This window comes from Corynebacterium sp. H128 (genome assembly GCF_037482625.1).
In the GTDB taxonomy this organism is placed as follows: Bacteria; Actinomycetota; Actinomycetes; order Mycobacteriales; family Mycobacteriaceae; genus Corynebacterium.
This window is the reverse complement of sequence record NZ_JBBHKW010000007.1, coordinates 30,026-52,055: the sequence shown is the minus strand read 5'-3', so window position 1 is coordinate 52,055 and position 22,030 is coordinate 30,026. Positions and strand designations below refer to the sequence as shown.

The window sequence follows — 22,030 nt, the reverse complement described above, 5'->3', positions numbered from 1 at the left end:
AAAAATATGGCTCTCTTATCCTACTTGATCCGCGGGATGATGATGAGCGTCGTTGGATCGGACAGGTGCTCGGTGCCCACGAGACGAATTTCCGCAAGCCCGCCACCGGCCTTCTTGATCTGCTGGGCATCACGCTGCAGCTCCTCCGCTACAGAGCTGCCCTTAAGCGCAATCATCTTGCCGCCCTTCTTTAGCAGTGGCAAGGACCAGCCCGCGAGCCGTCCCAGCGGGGCAACCGCACGCGATGTCACGATATCTACACTGCCGACGTCGGCACGCACAGTCTTTTCCTCGGCGCGGCCACGGATGACTCGAACATTGTCGAGCCCAAGCTTGTCGACGACTTCACCAAGAAACACCGAGCGCTTGAGCAACGGCTCGATGAGCGTGATGCTCAGATCTGGGCGCGCAATTGCCAATGGGATACCCGGCAACCCGGCGCCGGAACCAATGTCCGCCACCCGTTTATCGGCGGCCATCGCTTCCGCGATCACCGCACAGTTGAGGATATGCCGCTCCCAGAGTCGAGGAACCTCGCGGGGCCCGATGAAGCCACGTACAGAGCCATCAGTTGCCAACAGCTCGTGGTACGCCTCCGCGAGGGGGAGACGATCTCCGAAAATGTCTGCAGCGGCGGTCTGTATAGGTTTCACGTGAAACATCGCTCTCAAGTTGGGGGCCGTGTCCGTACACACTTTACGCTGACACGAAAAAAGCCACCCTGGTGGGTGGCTTTCCTTGTGGATAACTAGCTACTTTTTCTTCTTCTTTGGATTATCAGGGCGTTGACCTGGCTTAGGAGCAGTAGCTCGCTTCGCAGCTTTCTTCGCCTCGATCTCAGCTTCTTCTTCTTTATCCATCTTGTCATAAACAAGCTTGGTCTGGAAGAAGGTCCAGATGTTGTTAGCCACCATGTAGAACAGCAGTCCGATGTGCCACAACACGCCGGTGAACAGCAGGGTTGCTGGCATGAACCAGAGCATCATTTTGTTCATCATGGCCATCTGGGAGGCCATCATCTCATTAGAAGGAGCCTGCTGCTTGCCGGAGGCGAGGCGTGCCTTCTGGCGATCCAAGGACAACCGCGCGTTAAAGTGCGTCGCCAGCACGGTGATAAGAATCAGGGGCGCGGCGACTACGGCGATCTTTAGCTTGCTCAGGTCAGCGCCCGGGAAAGCTGCATACTGCTCCGACGGCATCCAAATGTAGGAAGACAGTGGAACACCAAAAAGCTTGGCATCAAGGAAGGACTGCACGTCCTCCGGCTTGAAGTAGTAGTTCGCAGTATTGCGGTTCGCCTCAATGCTCATTCCCAGCTGCCCGGCACCAGTGCCGGTGCGGTTGAAGGAGCGCAGCACGTGGAACAGGCCGATGAACACTGGCATCTGCACAAGGATCGGCAGGCAGCCTGCGATCGGATTGACGCCCATCTCCTTTTGGAGCTTGCGCGTCTCTTCCATCATCTTTTGCTGATCGTTCTTGTACTTCTCGCGAATTTCCTGCATCAATGGCTGGAATTCCTGCATCTTGCGGCCGGAACGCATCTGATTGATCATCGGCTTGAGCAGCAGGATACGAATGGAGAACGTCAAAAAGACAATGGCCAAAATCCAGGAGATTCCGGAGCCCGCACCGAAGGGGATGGAAAAGAGTTTGTGCCAGAACCACAGCACAAAAGAAATCAGCCAATATACAAAGTTGAGCACTGTGAGTCTTAACTCCTTAGGTTTTACGTGGGCGGACGGGATCGAATCCACCCGGATGCCATGGCCCACACTTGGCGAGCCGCACCGCAGTCAACAAGGTCGCCTTCACAGCGCCATGTTCCCGCAACGCATCCAACGCATATGCGCTACATGTTGGCTCGAAACGACAGGTTGACCCCATCTTAAGGGGTGATATGTATTTTTGATACAGCAACACCAGCTGAAATAAGGCTCGGTTTGCTGGGGAACGTCGGCTAGGCTCGGGTGAGTTTGGCGAGTGCGTAGGACACATCATCCATCAGCTCCTTGCTGGTTGCCTGTCCGGCGCGCGGAAGCGCCCTGATGACAACGTCGCACCCCTGTGGAATTGTTCCCACAACCTGCTGACACACATGCCGAAGCCGCCGGTAGGTTCGATGCCTAATGATCGAATTACCGACGGCTTTGGAAACGATGAGACCGAAGTGAGGTCCGCCGAAACGAACAATCTCACTCTGATCCGCGACTGTCAGGTGTACGACCACCGTTTTGGTACCCGTACGTCGGCCTGCTCGAACTACGCGTCGGAACTCCGAGGAGTCCAACTTGAGTTGCTGAGGGAGCATGCCGATTCCTGCGCAGAAACTACGCGGTCAGCTTTGCACGGCCCTTAGAACGACGAGCCGCAACGATTGCGCGCCCGGAACGGGTACGCATACGAGTACGGAAGCCGTGAACACGTGCACGACGACGGTTGTTCGGCTGGAACGTCCGCTTGCCCTTTGCCACGGTTACACTCCTAAAGTTTTAATCGGGCGATCCTTTAGCTGCGAAAATCAAGCACCGCCGGAGATAGCTGATGGCTACTTCTGGTTGGCGCTGGCAAAATCCGCGGCCAAAGTCACCCTTTATGGATGATTGTTAGAACTCGGGTGCCCGAATTGCATAACACGTTAAGCGTTAAGCAGGTCAGCACACTTCCGAGCCGCCTGGCTCACTACCCCGAGGCGAGGAGCGAACCCTGCGTAAAGCACACCAAAATATAGTGATGTGACAGACAGGAGCCAGCCTACGGCATGATCACAGGGCAAAACAAATCGACACGCCGGGGTAGTCACCCTACCCCTTGAATGACATTTTTGTAATTTACTGGCTGGTAGAGCACGTTTTTGCACGGTTATCCACATGCCGCACTACCGGAGGAGGGCTAGCCATTTTCTCCCTGTGGACAGGGGACGGGCTAGCCGAGTAAAGATGGAGATATCCGATTTACACACAGTCTGTGAGTAAACAAAATTGTGTATAACTCTCAACCGAAACTTCAGACTTTCGATATTTTTCGATGTATATGCAGGTCAGAGAGTTGTACACCCCGGTGAAAGTTATCCACAGGAATTGGCGTATCCTGTGAATAACAACGTCGGGAAAAGTTATCCACAGGTGTGGAGAAAACTGTGGAACCACAGGCCAACGCCAATTTCTCGGTGTGGAAATTTCATCCACTTCCATTGCAAGCCTAAATTCGATTGTTCAAACTCAAGGCCACCGCTTGTGGTGGCCTGACGGCCGGCGAGTAGCTACTAGCTGAGCCCGGCCGTTTATTAGAGACCAAAGGAAAATACGTGACTGAGACCCCAGACGACCTGCTCACCACATGGCAGGAAGTAGTGGCGGACCTAGCCCGGTTGGCGGCGGAGCCCAACTCCGGAATCCCTCCATTAACGGCTAAACAACGCGGATTCCTCACTTTGGTCAAGCCGATCACTTTTGTCCCTGGCTATGCCGTGATTTCCACGCCACACAACATGGCACGCGACGTCATCGAAAACGACCTCGGAGACGCAATCCGGCTGGTATTGCAGCGCAGGATGGGTCGCCCATTTTCGCTCGCCGTCTCCGTAGAACCCCAAGAAGCGGTACAAACCGAGCTTCCCGTCACTGCAGCGCACGCACCCCAACCGGTAGTAGCCGCAAGTACCCGAGTTCCTTCCCGTACTGAGCTGGACAAACTCCAGTCGTCGCCACACCAGCGCGAACAGTGGGAAGAAGTGGTGGTGACGGAACCAGAACCGCAACCACAACCGCAGCGTCTACATCGCGAAGTGCCGTCCCTAGACAAACGCGAGATGTCATTAAACCCGAAGTACACCTTCGAGAACTTTGTTATCGGTAGTTCGAATAGATTCCCAGTGGCGGCGGCGCTCGCCGTCTCCGAATCCCTCGCACAGGCATATAACCCACTGTTCATTTGGGGTGGCTCGGGGCTTGGAAAAACCCACCTGCTCCACGCGATAGGCAATTACGCCCGGGTTCTTCAGCCCGGATTGCGCGTGAAGTATGTTTCCTCCGAAGAATTCACCAATGACTACATCAATTCTGTTCGCGATGACCGCCAAGAGAAATTCAAGCGGAACTATCGCAACCTCGATGTGCTCATGGTCGATGACATCCAATTCCTGGAGGGTAAGGAAGGTACGCAGGAGGAGTTCTTCCACACCTTCAATGCGCTCCATCAGGCAGACAAGCAAATTGTGCTCAGCTCTGACCGACCACCAAAAGAGCTAACGACCCTCACTGACCGGCTGCGCACTCGTTTCAAAGCTGGCCTGATTACCGATATTCAGCCCCCTGACCTGGAAACTCGCATGGCGATCCTGTCCAAGAAGGCGCAGTCGGAGGGGACTGTGGTTGACCATGATGTCCTTGAACTCATCGCCTCTCGATTCGAGACGTCGATCCGTGAGCTGGAAGGTGCTCTGATCCGAGTAACCGCCTACTCTTCCCTGATCAAGGAACCCATCGACCTCAAAACTGCTGAGATTGCCCTGCGTGACATCATGCCGGACGCCAACGATGTTGAGATCAGTGCCGACATCATCATCGAGCAGGCTGCGGAGTATTTCTCCATCCCGATTGCCGCTCTGACGGGCATTGGAAAGACCCGTGCGGTGGCGCACGCCCGACAGATTGCCATGTATTTGTGTCGCGAACTCACCGATCTCTCCTTGCCTCGCATCGGAGAGCACTTTGGTGGCAAGGACCACACCACGGTGATGTACGCAGTGCGCAAAATCAACAAGGAAATCACCGAAAAGCGTGATACTTACGATCAGATTCAGGCGCTAACCTCAAATATTAAGAGTCGCAATAGAGCCTGAGCTGCAGGTTTTCCGCGATAGGAATGATGAACACGTAGTTACACAACTAGGGGCCGGTTTCGGCCCCTTTTTTATCCACAGAGTTATTCACAGCTGTGTAATTACACTTTTGTAATTTGGTGAGTCTGAACACACAAGCGGCACCGCAAGCTGTGTGCACAACTAATGGAAATTCTGTGAGACAAAAGTGGACTACATGTGCACAACTTTGAGCAGGCAGAAAGCATCCACACCAGGGCCGAGATATCCACATCCCATCCACCGGATGTCCACACGCTAAGATTGACCCCAGATGCTGTGGAAAGAGCTAGTTATCCACAGTTTGCACAGGACTTACTGTAGTTACCTTCTTTTTACTAGTAATAAATAAAGAAGAAAGAAGGCGTGGGGATAACATGTTTGAGGCTTGTCGTCTTCAGCGCAAGCGAGGAATGACAAAAACCAAACCGAGTTCCTAACTTCCCTTCCGACAGGTACGTTTGTGTGTAATTCCATTAATTGGATCAAGACCTGCAAGGAGTAAAGCGAGCATGGAGATGGCGTCCGTTTCTTTTCGCGTAGCCAAGGATGATTTGGCTAACGCGGTGGCATGGGTGGCGCGTAGTTTGCCATCGAAGCCAACGCAACCGGTGCTCCGTGGCATGTTGATCACCGCCGATGATGAGGGCCTAGAGCTTGCGGGCTTTGACTACGAAGTTTCCACCAAGCAGCGTATTTCTGCCGAAGTATCCCAGCCGGGTCGGATCGCAGTTGCTGGCAAGCTCATCGCAGACATCACCGCCACGCTGCCAAATAAGCCGGTAGATGTCACCGTTGACGGCTCGAAGGTCCTGGTTTCTTGTGGTGCTTCCCGTTTCGAACTACCAAGCATTCCACTCGATGATTATCCGCAACTCCCGGCTTTGCCTGAGGTGACCGGCGCGATCGATCCCAAACTCTTTACTGAAGCAGTAACTCAGGTAGCAACCGCTGCTGGTCGCGACGAAACGCTGCCAATGCTCACCGGTGTGCATCTTGAGATTCACGGCGAGGATGTGCTGCTTGCAGCAACTGACCGTTTCCGTCTTGCTGTTCGCAGCTTCAATTGGATTCCCCGCAATCCGCAGGTGGAAGCCAAACTTCTCATTCCAGCCAAGACGCTCCTGGAAAACGCCCGCAGCCTGGATAACAGTCTCAACGATCCGGTAGAAATCGCTGTTGGTAACGACGAGCAGATCGGTGGAGATGGCCTGTTCGGTGTCCATGCCGATACTCGCCAGACCACTACTCGCATGCTGGATGCGGACTTCCCGAATTTCCGTCCGCTGTTGCCAAAGACCCACACCTCGATCGCTTCGGTAGAGATCAGCCCGCTTCTCGACGCCATCCGCCGCGTCGCCCTCGTGGCCGATCGAAACGCCCAGATCCGGATGAGCTTCTCCGAAGGTCAGGTTGTTCTTGATGCCGGCGGCAATGATTCTGGCCATGCCGAGGAAGTACTTCCTTGTGCTTTCGCAGGCGAGCCACTGCACATTGCTTTCAACCCTGGCTATCTCAAGGACGGGCTGGGAGTAATTCGCACTAACCGTGTAGTTTTCGGCTTCACCCAGCCTTCCCGCCCAGCGATCATGATTCCGGAACCAGCGGAACTGCCCGAGGCAGACGCTAATGGTGAATTCCCAACCCCGGAAACGGATTTCACTTACCTGCTCATGCCGGTTCGCCTGCCAGGTTAAATGTATTTAGCAAAACTGTCGCTGCGTGACTTTCGCTCCTGGCCGACGCTGGAGTTAGAGCTAGAGCCGGGAGTGACTGTTTTTGTGGGTCGAAATGGTCATGGAAAGACCAATATCGTCGAGGCCATCGGCTATGTTGCGCATCTTTCCAGCCATCGTGTCGCTGCCGATTCCCCGTTGGTGCGTTCGGGGGCTGAGAATGCACTGGTTTCTGCAACTGCGATCAATGAAGGACGGGAACTCACCGCGCATCTGCTGATTAATGCGCACCGGGCGAACCAGGCGCAGATCAACCGCACAAAGCTCAAAAGCCCCCGCGAGGTTCTCGGGGTGGTAAAGACGGTGTTGTTTGCTCCGGAAGACTTGGCGTTGGTGAAGGGTGAGCCGGCTGAGCGTCGCAAGTATTTGGACGCAATCATGGCTACGCGCCAGCCGCGCATCGCCGGTATCAAGGCGGATTATGACAGGGTGCTTAAGCAACGTAACGCCCTGCTCAAGACTGCTTCTTCTGCCTTAAGACGGGGTTATGGAGACAACGAGGGTGCTGCGGCGCTGGCAACTCTTGATGTGTGGGATTCTCAGCTGGCACATTTGGGCGCGCAGCTCATTGCGCATCGGTTACGGTTAGTCGAAGAACTGCAGCTGAAGGTGCCCGAAGCTTATGCCACGATTGCTCCGGAATCCAGGCCAGCAAAGTTGACCTACAAGTCCACCGTCCCGACGGAACAACCAGCGGAAGATGTTCTCGAGGCCGCCATGCTGGCGGAACTTGGGACGAAGCGTCAACGTGAAATCGAGCGTGGGATGTCATTGGTTGGTCCGCATCGCGACGACCTGGAACTCATGCTGGGCGAAGAACCAGCCAAGGGCTTTGCCAGCCATGGCGAAACGTGGTCCTATGCGCTTTCCCTGAGAATTGCAGAGTTTTACCTGGTCAAAGGCAGCGGCACTGATCCGATCCTCATCCTTGATGATGTTTTCGCGGAGCTGGATGCCAAACGCCGCACCACCCTAGTGCAGATTGCAGCCGGGGTGGAGCAGGTGTTGATTACTGCGGCTGTCGACGCCGATTTGCCCGAAAACCTAGATCAAGCGACCGTGCATTCCCACACGGTGACTGCTATCGACGACGATGAACTCGGCCGTATTTCAGTAATGGATCTTGCGCAATGACGGAATCCGATGACCTCATCCAGTCCGCGTTTCAGCAAGTGCGGCAACAGGCGAAAAAGACCACCGGCAAGTTGCCGGATTTGAGTAAGCAGGGGCAGGGGCGTCGACAAGCACGCGCGAAAACCCCACGGCAGCCAGGTATTCCTACGGGGCGCGACGGCCGGCGGCTATGGCGTCGCGACAACTTTCAATCCTTTGGACAGATACTCGGCAAGGAAATTCAGGCACGCGGATGGCAGAAAGAAATTGCTGGTGGCTGGGTCAATTCACACTGGGATTTGTTGGTGGGTGAAAAGATTGCTGAGCATACGCGAGTGGAAATGCTAAAGGATAAACAGTTGTTTATTTCCTGTGATTCCACGGCGTGGGCTACTAACCTGCGGATGATGCAACGGCAAATTCTGCAAGAAATTGCCCGACATGTGGGGCCTGATGTGGTGGCCGAGCTGAAGATATTTGGTCCTAAGACTCCGAGCTGGCGGAAAGGGCCGCTGCACGTGAAGGGACGTGGCCCAAGGGATACCTATGGATAATCATGCTACCTAGATAGACTCAAACAACACTGATTCACTTTTTGCTTAGCTTGAAACACGAATCGAAAGAGCAGCACGCAACGGAGTCGTCAAATTGGGTGTGCGGCCACTGCAATCAATAGTGCCAAGTTGTGCATAATTTCGACCCAACTGCGGAGGTAAACAGTGTGAATGGAAATACAAACGTAGGTGATGCAAATGCTTAGTGGCCCATCGCTCCTGGAGTACCAGCCTGTTGACTACTTCTATCTAGCTTTGTCAGTAGCTGCGCTTATTCTCTTGGTTGTGGCGATGGTCCACTACTTTCGTCAGGAACCAAAGAGCTGGTCAGCAGTACTTGTGTTGCTTGTAATTTTCCTTCTTCCGCTAGTGGGACCTATTGCTTACATTTACTCGGTTCGCCGAAGAAGCTAGCTGGGAAATGTCATGAGCAATCGGGGCGAACCGCCTCACCCGATGTTCGTCTGAATCGATCTAACCTGTATTTGATAAGGAGCTTTATCTATGTCAACCCTTTGGCTTGCATGGATTGCAGACGCAGTTCTCATCATTGTTTTGGTAGAAATTGCACGTCGGCAGACTGTCCGTAGACGAGAGTTGGAACAAGAAGTACAAACTCTGAAGAGCGAACTTGTTCAAAAGCGCTGAACTTCACAACTTCTTGTTAAAGAACTCCAGTTGTGTTCCGAGATAGTCGCGGTACCTCGGTGTTGGTGAGGAGACAAAGGGCTCAAATCATCTATGAAATAGGAACTTAACTACGCCGTCGCAAGGATGAGAAGAAGTCCTAGTGAGTTTTCATCACGCCCTGCCATATCCGGCAGGGCGTCTTTTTGGTCTATGCGGTAATCGATTTGTGAGAAACCGCTCTATTTTCCCTTCTCCGAGCTTCCTGCCTAAGTCATGTAGGGGAGCACACAGTGTAAGATAGAGGGGTCTATCAGCAATTAGAGCAAGGAGTGCTAGCTACCCGTGGCTGCGCAACATGAATATGATGCCTCATCGATCACCATCCTTGAGGGTCTCGAAGCTGTCCGTAAGCGTCCTGGCATGTACATCGGTTCTACCGGTGAGCGTGGCCTCCACCACCTGGTCTGGGAAGTCGTGGACAACTCGGTTGATGAGGCGATGGCCGGCTACGCCTCCCGCGTCGACGTCACCTTGCTCGAAGACGGTGGCGTCGAGGTCATCGACGATGGTCGTGGCATCCCCGTAGAAATGCACCCCTCCGGTGCTCCTACCGTGCAGGTCGTTATGACCCAGTTGCACGCCGGCGGCAAGTTCGACTCGGATTCTTATGCCGTCTCCGGTGGTCTCCACGGTGTGGGTATTTCCGTGGTCAACGCGCTATCTACTCGTGTTGAAGCTGATATTAAGCGTGATGGCAAGCACTGGTATCAGCGCTTCAACATGGCCGTGCCGGAAGAACTTGAAGAGGGTGGCAACGCTCGCGGTACCGGCACCGCAATTCGTTTTTGGCCGGACGCTGAGATCTTTGAGACCACCGATTTCAAGTGGGACATCATTGCTAAGCGCCTGCAGGAAATGGCATTCCTGAACAAGGGTTTGACCATTACCCTCACGGACAAGCGCGTCACCGAAGAAGAACTTGAGCTCGAAGCCCTAGCTGAGGAAGGCGAAACCGCCGAGGCTATTTCGCTTGACGACGTCGATAGTAAAGCCGACGAAGCGCCAGCGAAGAAGAGCAAGCCTAAAGAAAAGAAGAAGGTCTTCCACTACCCGGACGGCCTCAAGGATTACGTCAACTCGATCAATAAGACGAAGAACGTAGTCCATCCAACCATCGTCACTTATGAGGCCAAGGGCGAAGGCCACGAGATTGAAGTGGCAATGCAGTGGAACTCGGGATACTCCGAATCAGTCCACACCTTTGCCAACACCATCAACACTCATGAGGGTGGCACGCACGAAGAAGGTTTCCGCGCTGCGCTGACCTCTTTGATGAATAAGTATGCGCGTGAGCACAAGTTGCTCAAGGAAAAGGAGCCGAATCTCACGGGTGAGGATTGTCGTGAAGGTCTTGCCGCCGTCGTTTCCGTGCGTGTTGGTGATCCACAGTTCGAGGGTCAGACAAAAACCAAGCTCGGTAATACGGAGATCCGTTCCTTCGTCCAAAAGGCAACCAACGAGCACCTCGCTGACTGGTTCGATGCGAACCCGGCTGAGGCGAAGATCATCATTTCGAAGGCTGTGTCTTCCTCGCAGGCTCGTCAGGCAGCGCGCAAGGCTCGTGATCTGATTCGTCGCAAGTCCGCTACTGACCTCGGTGGTTTGCCGGGTAAGCTGGCCGATTGCCGCTCCAAGGATCCAATCAAATCCGAGCTTTACATCGTGGAGGGTGACTCCGCAGGTGGCTCCGCTAAGTCCGGCCGCGACTCCATGTACCAGGCGATCCTTCCATTGCGCGGCAAGATCCTGAATGTGGAGAAGGCGCGCTTGGACAAGGTGCTGAAGAACAACGAAGTTCAGGCGATCATCACCGCCTTGGGCACCGGCATCAACGATGAGTTTGACATCAACAAGCTGCGTTACCACAAGATTGTGCTTATGGCCGACGCTGACGTGGACGGCCAGCACATCGCGACGCTGCTGCTCACCCTGCTGTTCCGCTTCATGCCGGAGCTGATCAACCAAGGTCACGTCTACCTGGCACAGCCACCGCTGTACAAGCTGAAGTGGCAAGGCAAGGGCGACCCAGGCTTCGCTTACTCCGATGCGGAGCGCGATGATCAGCTCAAGGAAGGCCTCGCGGCTGGCCGCAAGATCAACACCGATGATGGCATCCAGCGATACAAGGGCCTGGGCGAAATGAACGCCAGCGAGCTGTGGGAAACCACCATGGACCCATCTGTTCGTATCCTGCGTCGCGTGGACTTGGAAGACGCCCAGCGCGCTGACGAGTTGTTCTCCATCCTCATGGGTGACGACGTTGCCGCTCGTCGTTCCTTCATTACTCGAAATGCAAAGGACGTTCGCTTCCTGGACGTTTAACAAAGTCGAGTTACCTTGTCTCACTGCTTAAAGGGATTTTAGGTAGCTTCACTGGAAGTTTTACCCGCCTGCTAGGTCACCGTGCACTAGCAGGCGGGTATTTTTTCGATTAGCTGCAAGGGCGTTGCTCTTTCATGCCACTCCCCGAAAGCAGGGCATCGGAGCTCATCGCCTAGGCTGCGCGCTCGACCTGCACATCCCATGAAGCGTTCAAGCATGTGGATCACCGGAATAGTGTTCTTTGCCATGGCGGCAGTTGCTACCGCTGCTGGCTTCGACTCGGATAGCACTTACTTCGGCGCGGAGTCGTGGCACTACTTGGCGTGGGTGCTTGCCGCACTGTTTCTTGGGAGCGTGGCGTAGCAAAAAGCCTGGTCGACTGTAAATTATTCATCTCAACTTAGTCTCATTCGCAATTTTGCACACTTGTCATTGATTTTGCTTTTTACACTGGAGCAACATGAATACGAAAGCTCCAGAAGTGCTCTCATCCATTGCTGATGCTCTCGGCGGCACCCCACTGGTGTCATTAGCTGGGCTCGAATTGCAACACCTCAGGGCATGGGCGAAGCTCGAGCAGTTCAACCCGGGCGGAAGCGCTAAAGATCGCACCGCCCATGCCATGGTGGCCGCAGCGAATATCGCTCCCGGGACGATGGTCGTGGAATCCAGTTCCGGCAATCTCGGACTCGCGTTGTCTCGAGAGGCTACCTTAGGACGTTGGGACTTCCACTGCGTCGTGGATCCCCGCGCAAACGCTGCGACCATTGCCTATATGAAGGCGATGGGAGCAACTGTGCATGCCCTCACTGAGCCGGACCCGGAGACCGGAGATTGGCTTGTCGCCCGCAGAAAGAAGGTTGCTGAGCTGCTGGCAGACAATCCCGCAGCAATCAACCTGGACCAATACTCCAATCCGGCCGCGTTTCAGGCGCACTGCGATGGCACGATGCAGGAAATTCACCAGCAACTAGGCCAGGCACCGGATTATCTATTGGTGGCAGTCAGTACCACCGGCACTATCGGCGGCTGTCTCCGCTACATTAGGGAAAATCAGCTGCCGACCCAGGTGATTGCAGTGGATGCCGAAGGTTCCGTGCTCTTTGATGGCACGAGAGGTAATCGCCAGCTGCCTGGGTTTGGTGCTGGCGTGGTGCCGGAGTTATCGCGGAGCGTGCGACCGGATAGGGTTATGCGCGTTGCAGATCGGGCGTCGATAAGCGCGGCGCGACGCTTGGCACGCAGCACGGCGATCCTGCCGGGAGCGTCGGGAGGCGCGGTGATCGCTGCCCTGCAGCAACTCGACGGCGAGCTGACGGGAGATGCCACGGCAGCTGTAGTGCTTCACGACGGCGGCAATGCTTATCTACAAACTATTTATGATGATCACTGGGTCCAGGAAACGCTCGGCGTGGTTGCGCTAGCGGAGATCACGACAGCAGCAAAGGGGTAACCAAGGTGCGCATTGCAATCGTCGGCGCTGGCCCACGTGGGCTATGGGCCGTGGAAGAACTGATCAATCTGGCCTGGCAACGCGATCTTGAACTACACATCACGGTGTTCGATGGCGGAGGTGTGAAAGCCTATGACCCTGCGCAGCCCGACTATTGGTTGATGAACGTGTCGGCCGCAGTGGTAGAAACCACCACGCTGGGGAGCTTCAATGCCCATACTGCAAACACACAGACCTATCCGCCCCGCGCCGCCGTCGGGAAGTTCTTGGCCGACTCCTGGGACGCGTTGCCCGTCCCGGAACGCTGCACGTTGACCCATCTCGCGCAGGAAGTAGCGGATCCTGGCGCACTGACCGCAGAATTTGACCAGGTACTAGAGGTCACCGGCCATGCCGGGAGCTGGGCTGACGCACTGACAGGTCCGGATGTGCTGCGCGTTTATCCGCACGGCTCTTTAGATCGAATCCCCGCCGGTAGCACCGTGGCAATCCGCGGCACCTCGTTGACCTTTATCGACGCGGTCCTCGACCTCACTCTTGGCCGTGGGGGCCGATTCACGCCACAGGGATACGAGCCTTCCGGGGAAGAACCCGCAGCAATCTACCCAGTGAATCGTTCCGGGCGATTCATGAACGTAAAACCTGATCACAGCCCCGATATGTCGGCGGTGGTGGATCGCTTGCGCCCCCAGCTACACGCCGCGCAGGATACTGCGGAGATTATGAGCTTGATTCACCAGGCAGCGACGACTCTGTGCGAGGATTCCGAGGGGATTGCTGCAGTGTTGGCCGGTGACTCCTGCGAAGACGGCATCGCTGAGCTGCGGAAATCCTATGCTGTGGCTATTGGAGCGCAGCCCCTGGATGCCCGCGCGGCGGTAGGCATCGCCTTTCGTGCCCTCTACCCAGACCTCGTACAAAGAGTCTCTTTCCGTGAGGAATTGCCAGGATTCCGGGAGTTGGCGCGACGCCTTGAACCCGTCGCCTTCGGCCCACCGTCCCGCAATGCCGCACGCATCCTCGCGCTTATCGACGCCGGGATCATTCAAGCACCCAGCACCGGCGAGTTGCCGGCAGCCGACTTCAGGATCGACGCGGTACTCGCACCACCGCCTCATCCACCGGTACGCACAGATAGCGCGGGCTTTCTGCCAGGATCCTCGTCCCACGCGGTGATCGGACGTGCCACCGAGTTATGGGTGCTGGGCAATGACACCCTCTCCCGCACCCAACATGACGTCATTCCCCGGTGGGCCCGCCGAGTAGTGTCTAGCATTTCTCCAGCTCACGTGCATGGTGTGCCCCCGATGCGCGCCCGCCTCGAACCCTGGGCCGCCCAACTGGTGGCAGAGCCTCAACAATGCCAACAACTCCTCGCGGAGTTCGGCAGCCCAGTCAATGTGTTGGATGCGCGCCCGATGCTGGCCAACGTGGACGAGCTGGTTGAGGCAGGCAGTGACAGCGGGGTGCAGGTGCGCATCTTCTTTGCCCGCAAAGCCAACAAGGGGCTGACCTTTGTGGATACCGTTCATCGCGCCGGGCACGGGGTTGATGTGGCCAGTTTCCGGGAGCTATCCCAGGTATTGGAGGCAGGAGTCCCTGGGGCGGACATCATTCTTAGCGCGGCGATTAAGTCCGATGAACTGCTGCGCTTGGCGATCCAGGCCGGGGTTAGCATTTCCGTGGATAATGCGGCGGAGCTCGCTCGGATCCAGCAGCTGGCGGACCGCCCGGTGAACGTCGTGCCACGGCTCGCCCCTGATCCCCGGAGGCTGCCTCCGACTCGATTCGGGGAGCGTAGCGCTGTCTGGGAGGAGATTCTTCGCAGCGCTGATCTCGGGTTTGTACAGGTAACCGGGATCCATGTGCATTTGCATGGCTACAGCGCGCACGATCGAGCTACTGCGCTCCGCGAGGTTTTCGGGCTTGCGGATTCTCTCACTGCGGCTGGGCATCGTCTCAGCTTTGTGGATCTTGGCGGCGGAGTCCCGATGAGCTACCTGGCAGAGGAACGCCAGTGGCGACACTTCTTGGCGTTTCGCGGCAGCCAAGGGTGCGCACCTTTCACTTGGAAATCGGATCCGCTGCGAAACATTTATCCGTACTGGCAAACCCCAACTCGTGGCGCGTGGTTGCAGGAGATTCTGCAGGATACTCAAGACGGAGAAAGCATCGCGGACGGCCTGCGAGGACGCGGGCTACGCCTCCATTTGGAGCCGGGGCGCTCGCTACTCGACGGCTGTGGCCTGATTCTGGCCCGCGTCGAGTTTGTGAAAAAGCGCAGCGATGGGGTGCCGTTGGTGGGGTTGGCGATGAACCGCACCCAGTGCCGCACTACCTCCGATGACTTCACCGTGGATCCCATTGTGATCCGGGGCGCCGGCAACTCGGATGCTGCAGAGCTGGAGGGATATCTGGTGGGAGCGTATTGCATCGAGGATGAGATCATCCTGCGTCGACGGATCCGCTTTCCGAAGGGCGTCCAGCCCGGGGACATAATTGGCATTCCGAATACCGCGGGCTATTTCATGCACATTCTGGAAAGCGCTTCTCACCAGATTCCGCTGGCTAAGAATGTGGTGTGGCCGGAAAGGGTAGTGGACCGCATCGATCTGCGTGGCGAGGTCAACTTAGACGGACATAGAATCTAAGACATGACCACATTGGTGCGGGCGCGCGGGCTCAACATCACGCGTCGCAAAACGCACATCCTGCATGATCTCAATTTCGAGCTTGCCGAAGGCCATATCGTTGGTGTGATTGGTCCGAGTGGTTCAGGTAAAACGACGCTGCTTCGGGCGATCGTCGGAGTGCAGCGATTCAGTGGGGAGCTGGAAGTACTCGGTCACCGCGCCGGGGATGTGGCTAACCGCGGTCGGATTGGCTACATGACGCAGAGCGCCAGCGTCTATGAAGGGCTGACGGTTCGCGATAATCTAAGGTACTTTTCCCAGCTCACCGGCAGTGTTGCGGATACTGATGAGACGATCGAGTTCCTTGGGTTATCTCAGCAGCGTGATCAGAAAGTGAGCACGCTGTCTGGCGGGCAGCGCAATCGGGTAAGTCTCGGGGCTGCGCTCGTCGCTAAGCCAGCATTGTTGGTCCTTGATGAACCCACTGTCGGCCTGGACCCATTGACGCGGGAAACCATTTGGGAACACTTGCGTTCGCTGGGGACGTCGATTCTGATCTCCAGCCACGTGATGGATGAGGCCGCGCGCTGCGATGACATCCTGCTGCTTCGCGACGGCCGCGTCCTCGCCCACGCCACGCCTGCGGACCTGCTTGCGACGGCCGATGCCAGCAACCTGGATGATGCCTTCCTCACTCTGATTAAGCGAGCCCAGCAATGAACTTGACCCTAGCTAGTGCGCGCCGGATCCTGCGGGAGATTTCCGGGGATAAGCGAACCGTTGCCTTGATCGTGGCCGTGCCGTCTCTGCTGCTCACACTGCTGTTCTTTGTCTATGGCGATAACTCTCGCTTGTTCAACTCAGTGGCCGTGATGATGCTGGGTGTATTCCCTATGTTGCTGATGTTCATTGTCGCCTCGGTGACCATGCAGCGAGAGCGCAAGTCCGGAACGTTGGAACGCCTCATGACCACGCGGCTCACTACCGTGCAGTTGCTTTTGGCTTACGGTATTGCGTTTAGCCTATTTGCGCTGCTCCAGTCCGCGGTGTTGGTGAGTATCGCGCACTTCTTGCTGGATGTGGAGACCGCGTCCCCAATTGGCTGGATTTTTGTTATCTCCCCATTAGCAGGCATCGCTGGCGGTGCTTTCGGACTGCTGGCCAGCGCTTTTGCGGAGAATGAGTTCCAGGCGGTGCAGTTCATGCCGGTATTCTTCGGCCCACAGTTCTTCTTAGGTGGCGTTTTGGTGCCGCGTGAGGACATGAACTCTGTCCTGCACGGGATCTCGAACTTCTTGCCGCTGTCCTATGTCATTGATGCGCTGCGTAACCTGCAGCTGCAGCCGGAACTGTATGGAAACTTTTGGCGTGACATGCTCTTTGTACTTGGATTTGCGGTGGGTGCATTGTTCCTAGCGGCGGTGTCGATGCCGCGGGCGACAAAGTAACTAGGCCGGTTGATAGCCTGCGCACACTGAGCAGTGTGGCGGGCCGTTGCCAAGCTTAAGCTGCGTGCTTTTCGACGATATCGCCGAGGCCCACTAGGTTCTGCGCAATGACCTTGGTTGCCTTGCCGCGCACGGAACCATACACCTTGAGTAGGGTTGGATTGCTTACGGACTTGGAGAGCCGGTCTGCGGCCGTCATGAGTTCATCGGCAACCTGTTCCTTGTTGGCGTCGAGGTGCGCACCGAAGGAGCTGTCTGCTGGCTTGTTGTCCCAGTATGGGCTGAGGATTTCGATGACGTCCGGAAGCACTTTGCTCATGCCCTGTTCCACGATGTTGGGGCGAGCTTTGGTCGCTGCGGCGAGGCCTCCCTTGAGTGCCATGCCGGTGATTCCTGACTGGTTGTTGACTGTGGTGCTGGCGAATTCAGCCAGGTCAATGGCTAGGGCGTCGAATGTGGGGCCGGTGAGTTGCTCAGACAAGGAAGACATGAGGCTCATTGTATGGCCTAAAAGGAAAACGGACCCGGCAATGGCCGAATCCGTTTGTGAAGGAATGCGCAACTAGTTGAAGAACTCGCGTTGAATTGCTCGGAGCTTGTCGGCCGAATTCTTGAACTGCTTTGCTTCATGCTCAGAGATTTCCAGTTCCACCACGCGGCGAATGCCCTTGCGGTTCACGATGGCGGGAGTGCCGATGTAGATGTCTTCCTCACCGTATTCGCCTTGGAGCAGGGCGGATACCGGTAGTGCAACGTCTTGGTTCTGCAGGATCGCGCGGGTAATACGAGCCAGTCCCATGCCGATGCCGTAGGAGGTGGAGCCTTTGGCGTCGATAATGGCGTAGGCGGCGTCGCGGGTGTCCTGGAAAACCTGCTCCAGCTTCTCTTGCAGCGTCGGGTCCTTCTCGAGCTGCTTGCGCATGGAAACGCCGGCGACGGTGGCGGAGGAGAGCACAGGCAGTTCGGTGTCGCCGTGCTCGCCGATGATGTAGGCGTGTACCGAGGTGGGGGATACTTGGTACAGTTCGCCCAGCATGTAGCGGAATCGAGCAGAATCCAGGATGGTGCCGGAGCCGATGACTCGGCTGTGGGGCAGGCCTGAGTACTTCCAGGCAGCGTAGCTCAGGATATCTACTGGGTTGGAGGCGACCACAATGATGCCGTCGAAGCCGCTGGCCATGATGTCGCCGACGATCGACTCCATGATCTTCATGTTCTTATCCACCAGCTGCAAGCGAGTTTCTCCCGGCTTCTGGGCCGCGCCGGCGCAGATCACCACGATTGCCGCATCAGCGCAGTCCTCATAGGAGCCCTTGGTCACCTTTGTCCGAGAACCAGCCCACACCACGCCGTGATTGAGATCCATCACGTTGCCTTCGAGCTTCTTCTCATCGATGTCGATGATGGCCAAGTGGTCACAGGTCCCCTGGTTGACTAGGGAGTACGCGTATGCGACTCCGACGTCACCTGCTCCAATGAGTACTACCTTGTTGCCGACAGTTTGCTTCATAGCATGCGCCTTCCGCTCGTGGCTGGTTTCCTTCATGGCCCATTATGCCCCCTTTATGCCCGTTCTGCTGGGCAGAAGCTGTCTATCCGGTCACAAGTAAAACCAAACAAAAATAAACGGTCATGTTATGCACGGAGATTGCAACCACAAGGGTGCTGCGGGCTCCAACGATGCCCGCAACCTAGTTAACTTGCCGAGGGATAGGACTGATACAGTTCCAAATCCACCGGAATCGTCCGAGTAGCCTTTTTCGACGCGGCGGCTACTGACTAATGCAGGAGTCAGTGAGCTTTCCATCTGGGCTTATGATGATTCCCCTGGTCCTACTAGGGAAACGTGCTGGAAAGTCCTCTTCAAAATCTATTTCTAAACGAAGGGAAACTTTTCTGACCTCGTCATCGTCTTTCTCTAACACGTTAACGATAGCCACGAAACAAAAGAGGGAGTACTCGTCCTTCTCCGCTTCAGAAAGGTTGGTTTCTGATCCCACGATTTCAGAAAGAAGCAGCGAAAACAGTGGCTCACTTTTGCCAAGATCATGTGCTTGCTCGGATTGAAAGAGAACGTCGTGGTCTTCATTCAAAACCTCTGCGCACCGACGATGCCGCTTCTTAGCGTCGACCAACTGATCGCGTTTGCAGACGAATTTAGTAAAGAAGCACCACGTGTAGGAATCCATTTTTAAGAAAACCTGCTTTCTGCTCAGTCGGCACTAATGCTCAGATTATTCGTTCGACGGTAGGTTGCCATTTCTGGGTTTTGGAGCTCAGTGTTTCGGCAGCGCCGTTCGTTGGAAGCGAGGTCCAATCTTGATCACATTTCTTGCAATCAACATCACATAGTGGGAAACCCCACAACGGCGCCATGGTCTTGTTCAACAAGCACTATGCCAAAAGAACGGAATTCACTGAAGTCTCTACGGTAAATAGGTATTCATTTTCATTCTGTGCATTGTTAGTATGACCTCATGAGTGATGATATAACCACAGGCACATTGCGGGTGCTGGCGATCACAGCCTGCCCCACGGGAATTGCCCACACGTACATGGCTGCAGAAAACCTAGAGGCTGCAGCCCGAGAAAAAGGCATTGATCTTAAGGTTGAAACCCACGGCTCCATCGGGGTCGAGGGCACGTTCTCCGCGGAGGACATCAAAAACGCCGATGCAGTGGTGATCGCCGCTGACACGGCCATCGAGAAGGATCGCTTCGCCGGTAAGCGACTGCTGGAAGTTTCCGTGGATGAGGCAATCAAGCATCCTGGTGAGCTGCTAGAGCGCGCCCAAAGCGCCAGCCACTGGCACGCAGGCAAGCAAGCCGCTGGTGACGCACACGCTGCGCCTACGCAGGCAGGCACCCCGCTGGGTCGTCAGCTGTACCAGGCACTGATGAATGGCGTCTCCCATATGGTGCCGTTCGTGGTCACCGGCGGTTTGCTGATTGCCATTGCACTGTCGATTGGTGGCACACCGACTGCAGAGGGCTACCAAATTCCAGAGGATTCCTTCTGGTTCACCATCAGCTCCATCGGCGCATTGGCCTTCAGCTTGATGGTGCCGGTGCTCTCGGCCTTCATCGCATCGGGTATCGCTGGCCGCCCTGGGCTGGCACCAGGCTTTGTCACTGGTCTCATTGCGACGACGGGTGCGCTGTACAACTCGGAAGCCGGCGCTGGCTTCATCGGCGGTATCATTACCGGCTTCCTTTCTGGCTACATTGCCCTGGCTATCAAGAAGATTCCGGTGGGCAAGTACATTGCTCCGATCATGCCGGTGATCATCATCCCGATCTTCACAACGTTGATTGTGGGCCTGCTCTTTGTTTACCTGCTGGGTAACCCAATTGCCTCCCTGTTCGAGGCACTCTCTACCTGGCTGAACTCCTTGGAGGGAAGCTCCGTCATTGTGTTGGGTGCCATCATCGGTGCCATGATTGCCTTCGATATGGGCGGCCCATTCAACAAGACTGCCTTCTTGTTCGGTGGCGGCATGATCGCTGCCGGCAATGCGGCTCCAATGGGTATGGCTGCCGCTGCAATTGCGGTGCCACCGCTGGCCGTCGGTATCGCTACGCTGATTCGTCGTACCTGGTTCACGCAGCCAGAACGCGAGTCGGGCATCGCGGCGCTGTTCATGGGCTTCTTCGGCATCACCGAAGGTGCAATTCCGATCGCTGCAGCGCGTCCGCTGCAGGTGATTCCGGCCAACGTTATTGGCGGCGCAGTTGCCGGTGCATTGGCAGGCCTGTGGGGAGTTAAGGACAACGTCATGCACGGTGGCCCGATCGTCGCTGTGCTTGGTGCCGTCGATGGTACCGGGTTGTTCTTCCTCGCCTTGGGTGCAGGTATCGCCGCAACTGCGACGATCATGTTGCTGCTCATGAGACTGACCCGCGGTAAGACTGAGACCGAGGAACAACCGGCTCCGGCACACCAGGCACGCCCGCTTATCGACGCCGATGTCGTCTTCCTCGATGCAGACGCCCCAGCAGGTAGCCGCGATGAGGTCATCCGTGGCCTGCTCAACTCTGCTGCTGCTCAGGGCCGTATCTCCGATGTAGCCCAGGTCGCCCAGGCGGCACTGAAGCGTGAGGCACAGACCTCTACGGCCGTCGGTAATGCGGTAGCTATTCCGCATGCACGCTCCGCTGGTGTGTCGGTGCCTACCTTGGCGTTTGCTCGCCTGCCTGAACCGGGAATCGAGTGGTCAGCTCCTGACAAGAACCCAGTGCGCCTGGTATTCCTCATTGCCGTGCCTGAGGATGCCGGAAAGCAGCACTTGCAGCTGCTGTCCAAGCTGGCTCGTGCTCTCATGCGTGAGGAGTTCCGCGCAGAGCTGCTGGCCGCAACCTCCCGCGAGCGGGTGCTTGACCGGATTCGTGAGGTTACGGAAACGCCTGCTAAACAGACTGTTTAAGCAACTGGCTTAAGGTGCCACTGACGGAGTCGATGACTTCATCAGTGGCATTTTTCACTGCTGCGGGTGACCAAGGCAGGCTGAAGCTGCGGTCAGCTACGGCGTGCATAGTCAGGTCGTTCCAGGAATCACCAAAGGTATACAGTGGCCCCATGCCCAGTTCGAGATGGCTCAGTAGCCACTGCACTCCTGCGCCTTTGTTAATTCCTTCCGGGACCACGTCAATGAAGTCTTGATTTCGTACCGGCGTGACTCCCGGGATGCTTGCGATGCGCTGCATCAGTCCAAGCAGCTTTTCTTCATCTCCGGGGACCCAGAAGGGGACTTGGGTGACGGTGTGCTCTGACAAAGTGGCGGGGTCGAAGTCTTCGGAGCGATCCAGCACGGAACTCTCGGTATTACCAGTGGTGTCGTAGAGTCGGCCGTCGCGGGTGTCCAAAGTTGAGGCGTAGACGGCCACATTGTTCAACCCTTCGGCCAGGTGACGGAGTTGGTGGACCGTCTCGGTGGGGATGCTGCGCTGGAGGAGACAGTTGCCATGGGCGTCGAGAATCGCGGCCCCGGTGGAGGCGAGGAAATAGTCGCAGTGGAAGGCTGTCCCGCCTAGGGCGTCGCGGATGCCAGCGGGGGACTTGCCGGTAGCTACCACGGCGACATGGCCACGCGCGCGCCAGCTAGCTACGGCCTCGCATATGCCGTCGGCCAGGCGACGTTCGAAGTAGATTGTGCCATCTAGATCAAAGACTGCTACTGCCATGGGCCCGACTCTAGGCCAGTGAGGGAGGAAAATCCCCTT

22 protein-coding genes are annotated in these 22,030 nt (G+C 56.2%); 13 read left to right on the top strand and 9 right to left on the bottom strand.

Features of this window, described 5'->3' with window-relative positions; genetic code table 11:
- Positions 1-20 precede the first annotated feature (20 nt).
- The 5 genes from rsmG to rpmH form a co-directional block, all read right to left on the bottom strand.
- Positions 21-662, bottom strand: a complete 642-nt coding sequence (rsmG, locus tag WG915_RS07625) for a 16S rRNA (guanine(527)-N(7))-methyltransferase RsmG (RefSeq protein WP_339564784.1) — start codon at positions 660-662, stop codon at positions 21-23.
- A 90-nt stretch (positions 663-752) separates the two neighbouring features.
- Positions 753-1,706: a membrane protein insertase YidC gene (gene yidC / locus WG915_RS07620; protein WP_339564783.1), complete on the bottom strand. Its 954-nt coding sequence runs from the start codon at positions 1,704-1,706 to the stop codon at positions 753-755.
- Between the two features lie 16 nt (positions 1,707-1,722).
- Positions 1,723-1,998, bottom strand: coding sequence for a membrane protein insertion efficiency factor YidD (gene yidD, locus WG915_RS07615; RefSeq protein WP_339564885.1), 276 nt, complete (start codon positions 1,996-1,998; stop codon positions 1,723-1,725).
- Positions 1,961-2,311 (bottom strand): ribonuclease P protein component, encoded by a 351-nt coding sequence (gene rnpA, locus WG915_RS07610; protein ID WP_339564782.1) that lies wholly within the window; start codon positions 2,309-2,311, stop codon positions 1,961-1,963. Before rnpA ends, yidD begins: the two co-directional genes overlap by 38 nt.
- 19 nt (positions 2,312-2,330) lie before the next feature.
- Positions 2,331-2,474 carry a 50S ribosomal protein L34 gene (gene rpmH, locus WG915_RS07605; RefSeq protein WP_182385093.1) on the bottom strand — a complete coding sequence of 48 codons (144 nt, stop codon included), beginning with the start codon at positions 2,472-2,474 and terminating at the stop codon, positions 2,331-2,333.
- Between the two features lie 1,016 nt (positions 2,475-3,490).
- Between rpmH and dnaA the strand changes: the two genes are divergently transcribed.
- The 12 genes from dnaA to WG915_RS07550 all read left to right on the top strand — a co-directional run bounded on the left by dnaA (position 3,491) and on the right by WG915_RS07550 (position 16,810).
- Positions 3,491-4,843, top strand: coding sequence for a chromosomal replication initiator protein DnaA (gene dnaA, locus WG915_RS07600; protein WP_445227809.1), 1,353 nt, complete (start codon positions 3,491-3,493; stop codon positions 4,841-4,843).
- Between the two features lie 530 nt (positions 4,844-5,373).
- Positions 5,374-6,558: a DNA polymerase III subunit beta gene (gene dnaN / locus WG915_RS07595; protein ID WP_339564780.1), complete on the top strand. Its 1,185-nt coding sequence runs from the start codon at positions 5,374-5,376 to the stop codon at positions 6,556-6,558.
- Positions 6,559-7,731, top strand: a complete 1,173-nt coding sequence (gene recF, locus WG915_RS07590) for a DNA replication/repair protein RecF (RefSeq protein WP_339564779.1) — start codon at positions 6,559-6,561, stop codon at positions 7,729-7,731.
- The gene (locus WG915_RS07585; protein ID WP_339564778.1) at positions 7,728-8,264 is read left to right on the top strand and encodes a DciA family protein; all 537 of its coding nucleotides are present in this window, start codon (positions 7,728-7,730) and stop codon (positions 8,262-8,264) included. Before recF ends, WG915_RS07585 begins: the two co-directional genes overlap by 4 nt.
- A 192-nt stretch (positions 8,265-8,456) precedes the next feature.
- Positions 8,457-8,678, top strand: a complete 222-nt coding sequence (locus WG915_RS11610; protein ID WP_445227801.1) for a PLDc N-terminal domain-containing protein — start codon at positions 8,457-8,459, stop codon at positions 8,676-8,678.
- 90 nt (positions 8,679-8,768) lie between these two features.
- Positions 8,769-8,912, top strand: coding sequence for a hypothetical protein (locus WG915_RS07580; protein WP_339564777.1), 144 nt, complete (start codon positions 8,769-8,771; stop codon positions 8,910-8,912).
- 324 nt (positions 8,913-9,236) lie between these two features.
- Complete coding sequence (gyrB, locus tag WG915_RS07575) at positions 9,237-11,276, top strand: DNA topoisomerase (ATP-hydrolyzing) subunit B (protein WP_339564776.1); 2,040 nt, start codon at positions 9,237-9,239, stop codon at positions 11,274-11,276.
- 216 nt (positions 11,277-11,492) lie between these two features.
- Complete coding sequence (locus WG915_RS07570; RefSeq protein WP_339564775.1) at positions 11,493-11,639, top strand: hypothetical protein; 147 nt, start codon at positions 11,493-11,495, stop codon at positions 11,637-11,639.
- A gap of 97 nt (positions 11,640-11,736) precedes the next feature.
- Positions 11,737-12,729, top strand: coding sequence for a pyridoxal-phosphate dependent enzyme (locus WG915_RS07565; RefSeq protein ID WP_339564774.1), 993 nt, complete (start codon positions 11,737-11,739; stop codon positions 12,727-12,729).
- A gap of 5 nt (positions 12,730-12,734) precedes the next feature.
- Positions 12,735-15,380 carry an FAD/NAD(P)-binding protein gene (locus WG915_RS07560; protein WP_339564773.1) on the top strand — a complete coding sequence of 882 codons (2,646 nt, stop codon included), beginning with the start codon at positions 12,735-12,737 and terminating at the stop codon, positions 15,378-15,380.
- A gap of 3 nt (positions 15,381-15,383) precedes the next feature.
- Positions 15,384-16,082, top strand: a complete 699-nt coding sequence (locus tag WG915_RS07555) for an ABC transporter ATP-binding protein (RefSeq protein ID WP_339564772.1) — start codon at positions 15,384-15,386, stop codon at positions 16,080-16,082.
- Complete coding sequence (locus WG915_RS07550) at positions 16,079-16,810, top strand: ABC transporter permease (RefSeq protein ID WP_339564771.1); 732 nt, start codon at positions 16,079-16,081, stop codon at positions 16,808-16,810. The genes WG915_RS07555 and WG915_RS07550 overlap by 4 nt, the downstream gene beginning before the upstream one ends.
- A 55-nt stretch (positions 16,811-16,865) precedes the next feature.
- On the opposite strand, the gene WG915_RS07545 is transcribed toward WG915_RS07550, so the two are convergent.
- From WG915_RS07545 to WG915_RS07535, 3 genes are all read right to left on the bottom strand, one after another.
- Complete coding sequence (locus WG915_RS07545; protein WP_339564770.1) at positions 16,866-17,300, bottom strand: DUF6918 family protein; 435 nt, start codon at positions 17,298-17,300, stop codon at positions 16,866-16,868.
- Positions 17,301-17,372: 72 nt separating this feature from the next.
- Positions 17,373-18,320 (bottom strand): L-lactate dehydrogenase, encoded by a 948-nt coding sequence (locus WG915_RS07540; RefSeq protein ID WP_339564769.1) that lies wholly within the window; start codon positions 18,318-18,320, stop codon positions 17,373-17,375.
- A 262-nt stretch (positions 18,321-18,582) separates the two neighbouring features.
- Positions 18,583-18,999, bottom strand: coding sequence for a hypothetical protein (locus tag WG915_RS07535; RefSeq protein ID WP_339564768.1), 417 nt, complete (start codon positions 18,997-18,999; stop codon positions 18,583-18,585).
- Positions 19,000-19,287: 288 nt separating this feature from the next.
- On the opposite strand from WG915_RS07535, the gene WG915_RS07530 reads away from it, so the two are divergent.
- Positions 19,288-21,234 (top strand): fructose-specific PTS transporter subunit EIIC, encoded by a 1,947-nt coding sequence (locus WG915_RS07530; protein ID WP_339564767.1) that lies wholly within the window; start codon positions 19,288-19,290, stop codon positions 21,232-21,234.
- On the opposite strand, the gene WG915_RS07525 is transcribed toward WG915_RS07530, so the two are convergent.
- Positions 21,218-21,991 (bottom strand): HAD-IIB family hydrolase, encoded by a 774-nt coding sequence (locus tag WG915_RS07525; RefSeq protein ID WP_339564766.1) that lies wholly within the window; start codon positions 21,989-21,991, stop codon positions 21,218-21,220. The genes WG915_RS07530 and WG915_RS07525 overlap by 17 nt on opposite strands.
- Positions 21,992-22,030: the final 39 nt, after the last annotated feature.